The organism is Undibacterium sp. GrIS 1.2, assembly GCF_040544435.1.
In the GTDB taxonomy this organism is placed as follows: domain Bacteria; phylum Pseudomonadota; class Gammaproteobacteria; order Burkholderiales; family Burkholderiaceae_D; genus Undibacterium.
This window is the reverse complement of the sequence record NZ_JBEONP010000055.1, coordinates 19,651-28,161: the sequence shown is the minus strand read 5'-3', so window position 1 is coordinate 28,161 and position 8,511 is coordinate 19,651. Positions and strand designations below refer to the sequence as shown.

The 8,511-nt window shown below is 43.8% G+C and carries 10 protein-coding genes; 7 read left to right on the top strand and 3 right to left on the bottom strand.

Annotation, left to right across the window (positions count from 1 at the left end):
• Positions 1-134 precede the first annotated feature (134 nt).
• From AAKU61_RS22815 to AAKU61_RS22800, 4 genes are all read left to right on the top strand, one after another.
• A complete protein-coding gene (locus AAKU61_RS22815) occupies positions 135-302 on the top strand; it encodes a hypothetical protein (RefSeq protein ID WP_503012660.1) in 168 nt (55 codons plus the stop codon).
• On the top strand, positions 277-1,200 hold the full coding sequence (locus tag AAKU61_RS22810; RefSeq protein WP_503012659.1) for a hypothetical protein: 924 nt from the start codon (positions 277-279) through the stop codon (positions 1,198-1,200). The genes AAKU61_RS22815 and AAKU61_RS22810 overlap by 26 nt, the downstream gene beginning before the upstream one ends.
• A 1,028-nt stretch (positions 1,201-2,228) precedes the next feature.
• Entirely contained in the window at positions 2,229-3,392 is a 1,164-nt protein-coding gene (locus tag AAKU61_RS22805) for a TniQ family protein (RefSeq protein ID WP_503012658.1), read from the top strand.
• 49 nt (positions 3,393-3,441) lie between these two features.
• Positions 3,442-3,855 carry a hypothetical protein gene (locus AAKU61_RS22800; protein ID WP_503012657.1) on the top strand — a complete coding sequence of 138 codons (414 nt, stop codon included), beginning with the start codon at positions 3,442-3,444 and terminating at the stop codon, positions 3,853-3,855.
• Between the two features lie 381 nt (positions 3,856-4,236).
• On the opposite strand, the gene AAKU61_RS22795 is transcribed toward AAKU61_RS22800, so the two are convergent.
• The 3 genes from AAKU61_RS22795 to AAKU61_RS22785 all read right to left on the bottom strand — a co-directional run bounded on the left by AAKU61_RS22795 (position 4,237) and on the right by AAKU61_RS22785 (position 5,739).
• Positions 4,237-4,560, bottom strand: coding sequence for a hypothetical protein (locus tag AAKU61_RS22795; RefSeq protein ID WP_503012656.1), 324 nt, complete (start codon positions 4,558-4,560; stop codon positions 4,237-4,239).
• 57 nt (positions 4,561-4,617) lie between these two features.
• On the bottom strand, positions 4,618-5,058 hold the full coding sequence (locus AAKU61_RS22790; RefSeq protein ID WP_503012655.1) for a hypothetical protein: 441 nt from the start codon (positions 5,056-5,058) through the stop codon (positions 4,618-4,620).
• Between the two features lie 336 nt (positions 5,059-5,394).
• Entirely contained in the window at positions 5,395-5,739 is a 345-nt protein-coding gene (locus AAKU61_RS22785) for a hypothetical protein (RefSeq protein WP_503012654.1), read from the bottom strand.
• Positions 5,740-5,948: 209 nt separating this feature from the next.
• Here AAKU61_RS22785 and AAKU61_RS22780 point away from each other — a divergent pair, with 209 nt between their 5' ends.
• The 3 genes from AAKU61_RS22780 (at position 5,949) to AAKU61_RS22770 (ending at position 8,154) form a co-directional block, all read left to right on the top strand.
• Entirely contained in the window at positions 5,949-6,290 is a 342-nt protein-coding gene (locus AAKU61_RS22780) for a helix-turn-helix domain-containing protein (protein WP_503012653.1), read from the top strand.
• Positions 6,291-6,387: 97 nt separating this feature from the next.
• Complete coding sequence (locus AAKU61_RS22775; RefSeq protein WP_503012652.1) at positions 6,388-7,107, top strand: DNA/RNA non-specific endonuclease; 720 nt, start codon at positions 6,388-6,390, stop codon at positions 7,105-7,107.
• 444 nt (positions 7,108-7,551) lie between these two features.
• Entirely contained in the window at positions 7,552-8,154 is a 603-nt protein-coding gene (locus AAKU61_RS22770) for a hypothetical protein (RefSeq protein WP_503012651.1), read from the top strand.
• Positions 8,155-8,511 lie beyond the last annotated feature (357 nt).

Genomic DNA, 8,511 nt, shown 5'->3' with positions numbered 1-8,511 from the left:
CTACCTGTAAAAATAATCGTATTGATGAATTGTTGCCGCTGCGGGCAAAATCGGTTGTTTGCTGATCGTCTAGGTGGGACTGTCGGACGCATACACTGCTCCTTGATGTTTTGCGAGACTTAGACGAGTACGACTTGGCGCGTGTCGAGGCCATTCAAGTTGTGGGTATCTATGTTGACGCGAGTAGTCCAATTTGTGATGAATTGCGCCGTGAGGTAATTCGAATTTATGAGGACGATCGTGAGGATGACATGCTGAAAGGGTGGGCGGAGCGCTATGTCGATCGCCTGCGTGAGGCGTGAGTATTATGTCCAACTTCCCGCTCAACTCGGAATCAACGATGAAGCCGTTGATCCGGGTAGCTATACGTTAGGCTCCTCAAGAAAACATAGCGATCGTTTCCGAAAACCTTTATTAAAGCGAAAAACCATGTTCATTTTCTGGGGGCGAAAAGCCGTATTTACTAAGCTTGGCCACGTAGCAGATTTCTGTTCAATTTGCAGAGATCAACGCTCTTTCTTAATCCAGCGCGTTGGATCAGTTGGTCATCTTTATTACATCAGTTTTGGCGAAGGCGAACTAGTTGGCTACCAACGAACATGCCAAGTATGCAAAACAAAATCTCAGACTGAACCGACCAAATATGCTTCCATTTCAAAGGATGATTTGCCTCTGGACGAATTGACGCAAAAAACGTATCCGAACCTTGAAGAAGTATTCCGAGAACGAACAAAGCTCGAGGAAAGGATAAGAAATGCTCCGCACTTACTAACCAAAGAGGAGCGCCATGCGCAGATACGGCAAGCCTTCATTCAACTATCACCCAAGGTCGAGAAGCGGTTTTCCGCCACCCACATAGATAAAGAGATCGCTTTATCTATCTTCGGTGCACTGGCATTGCTAGTTTTGGGGCCATCGATAATGCACTCGGTACTGCCCGACGAAGATGGCATCGTACTCGTGACGTTCGTGATCTTAGGCATATCACTTATTACATGGCAAATCGCACTAGCGGGAGGTCGCTTTATGGAGCGCAAAATCATCCCTGCTCTAGCAGCAAATCTAGCTCCTTTGCAGCCAAAACAGAGCGAGATTCAATCGGTAGCTGATGAACTCAAACATATGAGGCACAAAATTGGCTCTAAGATAAATGTCGAAATCTTAATTGGCGCTGTTTCCAAATTCAAAACGAGCGCATAGTGAAGCCATACTATGCCTACTCGCCTCAGCCCAACCGTTCGTTTAATTCGGACTAAACTACTACCCTTCGGTTTCATCATTGCCAACTCCAACGACCAGCTTTACAATCAGTCATCTTTTTCAATTAGGGTTACGGTGTGTTATGCGTCCTTGTTCATCAAGCAGCCTAACTCATCGTTGCAGCGGATCGCCTGTGGCGCCGGCTGAACTCAAGAGTTAGCACGTTTATGAAGATAGACGATCCGCAGATCCAAACACATCAGGTCGATGGGCAACTACTTTACGTCCCAAGATTGATCGGCTGGGAGACGCTTTTAATGGCTATGGAATTTGATGGTCACAAGTTACCCGTTCCCGAACTTCTAGCAAGTAAAGTTAATCGGAACGAGAAGTATCCAGAGATATTATCCGCGTTGGGATTTACGTGGGGGGAGTGCATTTCTATGAACTTTTATGTGTCGAAGGCATTCTTTATCGTGTACATGTTGAGGCTATAGTTTGCGATAATTGCGGACATCGTGCGATTGCCTCTGCTACACCGGGTATTTCGGAAATTTATTATGGACGTGTTGATGAGGACGCGGCAATAAAGAGAAGTTACGGACTTCCGAACCAGCGGTGTCATATGTGTAACCTGCTATTTCAGCGTCGTCAAACGGTTTGGCAAGTAAATGATTCTGTAGCTAACGGATCGTTCGATAGCGACACGCAACCGTGCCGATCAACTTAGCTTGAATACAAATAATTTCGTGGCTTGCTATCCAGCGAACTGACTGTCTGCTTTTCAAAAATCCAATGACGGCTATGGGCACGATGCGTGCAGTCGAAGCAAAACTTCAATGACGGCAATCCACTTTTTTTCTTGCCATGCACTCCCTAGTCAAAAGAAATCATTTCTTTACCAATCGATGGCATATTTGGCGTGTGTGCGTTTCGATTAGACTTCGGTTTTTCGTGCATGCCAACGACACTCTGCATAAACTAATGATGGCTAAATAGACTTTTAACAGATTCAGTGATTTTTTAAAATGCCAATCAATGGCTTATTTATCGTGCCGATTGGTAGCTTATTTCGTACCAATACTCAAATGATTTGGCCAATTCGTATCCCCCCGCTCGAAGACGAATTATTGTCTTCCTACCTACGTCGTGTGGCACTGGGTCACGGCATCTCATTGAGAGAGCTACTTTTAGCTCTCCGGGAATTAAAGCAGTTCACTATTGAACCTGATATTGACAGGGCTCCTAACACTGCACTTATTCAATACCTAGCCGATAAAACAGGGTGTAGCGTCGCGGCGATTGAGTTAATGACGCTTAAGAAATATCAGGGAAAAATTTTTAAGGCTTTACCCAGGGTGGGGTGGGGCAACTTTCTGTTGCCGGCTCCGAGTAATTTACGAAGTAAAGTTAAAACAGCGTTGCCGTTTTGTGCTGAATGTCTCAAGACGGACCCCATTCCCTATTTTCGTATTCAATGGCGCCTGGCTTTTTGCACCATTTGTCCCAAGCATAAAATGATTTTGAGTGACCACTGTGCTGAATGCGGTATGCCGGTCATTGGTAGTTTTTATGAAAATTTTGGAAGTCGCTCGAAGAGATCTGCTGTTCTATGCGATCACTGTGGCTTTGACTTGGCACAAACTGAGGGCGTGAACTATCACTCAAATCCCCATTTGAATACTTCACTTCTGGAGAAACTATTAAGAGATTTTAATGATGGCTATTTGCTCTCATTTGACACTGGCCCTCATAATTATTCATTCCATTTTTTTGAAGGTTGGCGTCAAATTTTAAGCTTGCTGGTTCGATCCCGAATGGGCAAAAGGTTAATTCAAGCAATGAAATCAGAAAGTACAGATTTTGATGAAAATCTGGTTAATCAGTTTCGCCCACCTTTTGAAAACATGCCATTGCGATGCCGCCACGAGGTTGTGTGCATGTCATTGTTTCTGACGGAGGATTGGCCGGAGAGATTTACACGTATCAGTAGAGATGCTGGGTTGAGTGAATCAGCTGTTCTGATTGATCAGCCGGATCTGCCATACTGGTTTTACCGTGCAATCAGAGAATCTCTGTGTCGCTTCCGTTATCGAACTAATAGAGACGAGATCGCTAATATTCGAGATTACCTTCAAGGTCGGGGGGCAACTTTCAAAAAATATTGTCAAGAAAACGGTAGGAATTACTGAAGGGAAGGCAGTTGATGCAACAATCCCTATTGCAGAAGGTATCTATACCGTGGAAGAGACGGTATTGTTTTTTGAGGAGTTTGACCTGCAGATCAAGAACGCCTCCCATGCGCGAGGACATCGATTTTGTTTGGCGAGGGATCGAACTATTGTTTTGATGACGGTGTTTGGCGTTGTACAGCATGTTTTAGACAAATGTAGAAATCAAGCTCACGACGGTCTGTTGGTTCCAAAGGTATTTGAAAACGGTATTTGCTCAAACGCAACCAACCATCTCGCATGGTATCTAGGCTTTATTATTGATGACTGGGGCAAGTTTGAACCTGATCTGCCGCGATTTGTTTTTCCTTCACGAAAAAATACACCAATACACTTGGAGTCAATACGGAATCGTGCTGGCGTAATAAAAAAAAATGCTGGATTGACGGATATTACTTCGTGCATCGAAGCATTGAGTTTGTAACGGATGACTAAATAATGCGATGAAATTAACGTGTACAGGACAAATAATGTTGACGCTGACTCAATATTGACCAACTGGGGGGACATCAAACGCTAAAGCACATACATTATCCATGTCTTCAGACTATTTTCTGATCGGCCCAGCCAACACTCCCCCAGCCTGCTCTCCATGCAACCTGTTTTCGCCTAACAACCCTCTCTCCGCAAACGCTTTGCGAGTGGATTGCAAATACGCCATGGCTCGTTCAATCCTCGCGCTTCGCTCAGCATCGCTCTGCACAAGCAGCACCGGTTTTTCGGGTCGAGTGTATGTTCGTTGCCGAAATTTCCCTACTCTGGATATCTTCAACTCACACCTCTTTTTTAAAAAAGCGAGCTGTTCTCATTTACTTGCCCACTTACGTAGCAGACGCGTTCGTATAGACGCCTGCTCTTCTGGAGTACGCCCCTTGCAACCAGCGATACGATTTGCCACCACGATTTGACTCGATTTCGACCAATAGAAACGACCATCTTTACCCATTAACGAAGTATTACTGACTTCATTTTCAAGAAGAGGCAGATAGGCACTAAGAGTTTCTGTTGATGCACCCGTCAGTTGCGTGCGCTCGCCGGCACGCCAGCGCCGGTGCCATCGCTTGTCCTGCCGCTCTCTGGAGCAAACCGCATGGCCAATAATGGGGACCTTACGATGACTGCGGCTCATCAAGACGCTCCTTAACAATACGACGGACGGAGTGCGAGCGTCGCTTAGTCAAGAAATTCAGATCTCGACTCTTAACAACGTGTATTCCACGTCAAAGTTCTTCAGATCTGCACGCGTTTTATGATTAAACAATTGCCGTCCGTCCGTGGTCGTAAATAAATACAAGTATTTAGCATTCGATCGCAGTTTGACCAGATCAATCTTGGCTAAATTAAACATTTGCCAGCCTGAGCTTTTTGCTAGGCGCTCTGGGCAGATTATTGCCACTTGTCGTAGTGTGGTCAATGGATGTTGAGAGATCTCATCGCACAAGCGGATAACATCGTCTACCTCCCACATCAGCTTGGTGTAACCCGCCAGTACCGGTACTTCTTGTGCTTCATAGCTAATTAAGAAATAAGGCACGGAGAACGCAAAATCTACCGTAGACCAAAATGTTTGACCGGGTTCAGCGAAACTCGATTGGCGATGTCGATCAATAAGGTGAGTAGCGAGCATGAATAGTCAATACAGTCGGATCATGATGAAGTTTCTTAAGCTGGAGAAATCTTCTAGGTTAATCAATGTTGTTAGTCTCGTTAGTCGTCATCGCAGGTTCAACTGTTTCATCCAAACGAGGGACTTGCTTGTTTTGTCACCATTCGGTCGAAGGCGCATTGTCCATGCCCCACGGCCTGTCATAGTCTGGACTACCGAACTCCCTACCGACAGGTAGTAGAGCAAACCATTCTTTGTCCGCCTGTCGCCATCTAGATTTGACATGGCTCTGTCGTGCACCGATCTGGCGTTTATTCTTGCGGTTGTTCATCAGCACTGATTATTGCCTATGCGCATTTATCGAAGCTTACTGCGTACAAATTTCACGATCTTGTAGATGCCATAGCCAACTAGCCAAAGAGAGACTGCTTTAAAAAAAGGAGACACAAGCCCGGTAGATGCCCAATCCGCATTTGGCAACAGGAACTGCAGTGCCAGCCGGCCAAACAGGTAGGCAAGGAATGCCAGGAATACCCACCCCAAAATCCGTACCTGGCCACCCGTTTCGTACATCACTGCACCACAAAACCGACAAATATGTTGGGTTTTCATATAACGAAAGCTTCTCAGCATAAATGGCTGGTAGTGCCAGATATTGGGTGTGCCTTGTTTGTGGCAGTGCGGGCATTCAATGTGATCCAAGGAATTCTCCTGTTAGTACGCGTAACGTAAAGCTCGATAAATTTATAAAACTAATGAGGACAAATCTGCTAGTAAAGCGTCGCTAAACGTGCAACATCTTAATTTTATAGATATTAATTGTCTATCTAAAAATCGACAGATTACATCCTTCTTAACGCAACGTAAAGGGAAGACCATATTTGTTGACTTAACTATCAACAAATTTGGTCGTGAATAAACGAAAACCCTCAAAACTGATTTCTCGAATCGGTAAAAACGTAGCCTCTAAACGCAAAGCATTAGGCCTGACTCAAGAGCAATTGAGCGCTCAAGTTCAAGTAGAGGTCGAGACGATTTCCCGTCTGGAGCGAGGGCTTCACTCGCCCTCTCTTGCTATGCTGGAATTGGTGTCGGATACCTTGCGCATTTCCATATCCGATCTCTTAGATGAGCGAGCGCCGGCCACATCTACGGAGGCGGAAGTTGTGGCAACGTATTTGAGTCAAATGAAGCCGAAGGATCGCCTGTTCATTACAGATTTTGTGAAACTGTATTTTCAGAGAACTCACTAATTCTTAGATCACTGCAAACAATGAATTAGTTCTCCTTTGATGTCGCGGTGATACTCTTGGAAAACTCTTTTAAAATTATTCATTCCTTGGTATTGCCGTGCTCAAGAAAAATCTATTTGCGCTCTCATTGGTTGTTACTATTTTCACGCAGGTCGAAGCAAAGGAATTTGCTGAGTGCCGACAATTCTTTCCTCACGGTCAGATTCCCATTGTGTCTAATCAGGCATCTCTTCAATTGCGAGATCTTTGTTTCTCATCCTTTGCTGTCATGCATTCGGGGAGAAGTCGTACCCCTTTGTATGTAGTAGAGAGACTGAACAAAGATATGTTGCTTGCGGCAAAAAACAACCAACGCTCTACGAAGTTTTATGCCGACGCACGATTACCTACTGCGGAGAGAGCCGAACTAGATGACTATAAACATTCTGGCTACGATCGGGGTCACATGGCACCAGCAGGGGACATGGCTACTGCTGATGCGATGGCACAAAGTTTTTCTTTGTCGAACATGGTGCCGCAGGCACCGCTCAATAATAGAAAGGCGTGGAACTCAATTGAAACGGCCACGCGTAAATATGTCATGCGCGCGCAAGGGGACGTTTTTGTGATGACTGGGCCTGTTTTTAGTTCGGCACCAAAGACGGTTGACTCTGGGAGGGTATGGGTACCGGATTACTTATTTAAGCTCGTCTATGATCCCACTACCGGGCGGTCATGGGCGCATTGGATTGAGAATGCAGACCAAGCAAGACCAGAGAAACCGATTAGCTATGCCGAATTAGTTTCTCGGACTGGAATACAATTTTTGCCAAATTAATTCCAAATAAAAATAATTTTTTTAGATAGCGATGGTGTATTACAGGATTCTTTCGAATACTATAAAACCGGTTGGCGCTGAACGATTGAAGTCCTCAGTGGAAAAATATTTGCTAACTTTGATGACCTGTTTTAGTCAGCCACTCCTGTACAGAAAAATTCTTTTTTAGAGTTGCTAGATTTGATCAGGTTAGTACGAGCTAGTGTGTATCTGCTAATTTGAGATTATTATTTTCTGAGAGCTAAAAAATAATTTATAGTGACTTAGTTTGGCAAACTATAATTTTCAGCGGAAACTTCAATGCAACGTCTTCTACATTTTCCACTAGAGCGATAGCTAAAGATATTGAGCTAAAAACTCCTATTTTCTTCAGAATTTTAAAGTTCGGTTTCAGTCGAACTGAATTCCCTTCAATTTATAGTTATGCAAATTCAAAAAAAACCTATGAAAAAAATACTAAAATTAATAATCTCAAGTGCCGTTTTTATCTCTATTTCTGCGTACGCCAATATTTTTGAATATTCCTATACATTCTCAAATAACCATGTCATTCATGGAACTTTCACAGGCAATATGAGTGGAGAGTTTGTTAATAACATTGATAATGTTCAAGCATACTTTGACGGAAATTATGCGTACGATCGTTACGGACGACCATATTTTGTTGACTCAACAATCTCAAATTGGGTAGGCGGTCGCGGATTAAAATTAGACGTGTTCGGCTGGAATCCAGCGGAACAATTATTTGATATCAATGTTTTGCCGGATGTTTCACCCAACCTTTTTTTAAGTAACTTCAAATTTGGTTGTAAGTGCGGTGATGACTTTTACGTACGAAACGAAGGTGTTCTAAGCGGGTTACACGAAGTATCAGTGTTTGATGACAGTGCAACTATTGGCGGCGCAATCGATAGCAATAGCGTTCCAGAACGTTGGAAACTTGTTGATATTCCAGAGCCAAATGTGTTGTATCTATTTTTTATCGGTCTTGCCTTACTAATTTTCCAGTCTGGAAATGGTGTGATAGCCCGTAAGAATGGTAGTTAGTTATTGAATTTGGGGATGCAATAATTATCACTCTTCAATTTGGTCCCTGTTTCTCATTGCTTCAATCTGCACGTTAATTCTGCGCTAAAAACACCTAATCCCGATAAGAGGATTTTCACGTACAGTGCTCAATCTCAATATTTCCGTTCTTGATCTGTCGTCGATCAGATTTGCTGTGAAGCAAATGTTTTCATGGTTTCATTATCGTTCAATCTATGAAACCCTTCGGCTTCGAAGCGTGGCTCGACCGATTGCAATCACCGCCAAACGCACTTGAAGGTGATCAATTAGATTGCATTATATGGTTGTTCATAGCTGGAAGTCCAACTGACTTTAATCTTGAAGAATGTTCTCATT

Coding starts and splice junctions, on each gene's coding strand:
- AAKU61_RS22790 (WP_503012655.1), bottom strand. CDS start 5,058: ATGCTCGCTACTCACCTTATTGATCGACATCGCCAATCGAGTTTCGCT.
- AAKU61_RS22770 (WP_503012651.1), top strand. CDS start 7,552: ATGAAAAAAATACTAAAATTAATAATCTCAAGTGCCGTTTTTATCTCT.
- AAKU61_RS22805 (WP_503012658.1), top strand. CDS start 2,229: ATGCCAATCAATGGCTTATTTATCGTGCCGATTGGTAGCTTATTTCGT.
- AAKU61_RS22795 (WP_503012656.1), bottom strand. CDS start 4,560: ATGAGCCGCAGTCATCGTAAGGTCCCCATTATTGGCCATGCGGTTTGC.
- AAKU61_RS22810 (WP_503012659.1), top strand. CDS start 277: ATGTCGATCGCCTGCGTGAGGCGTGAGTATTATGTCCAACTTCCCGCT.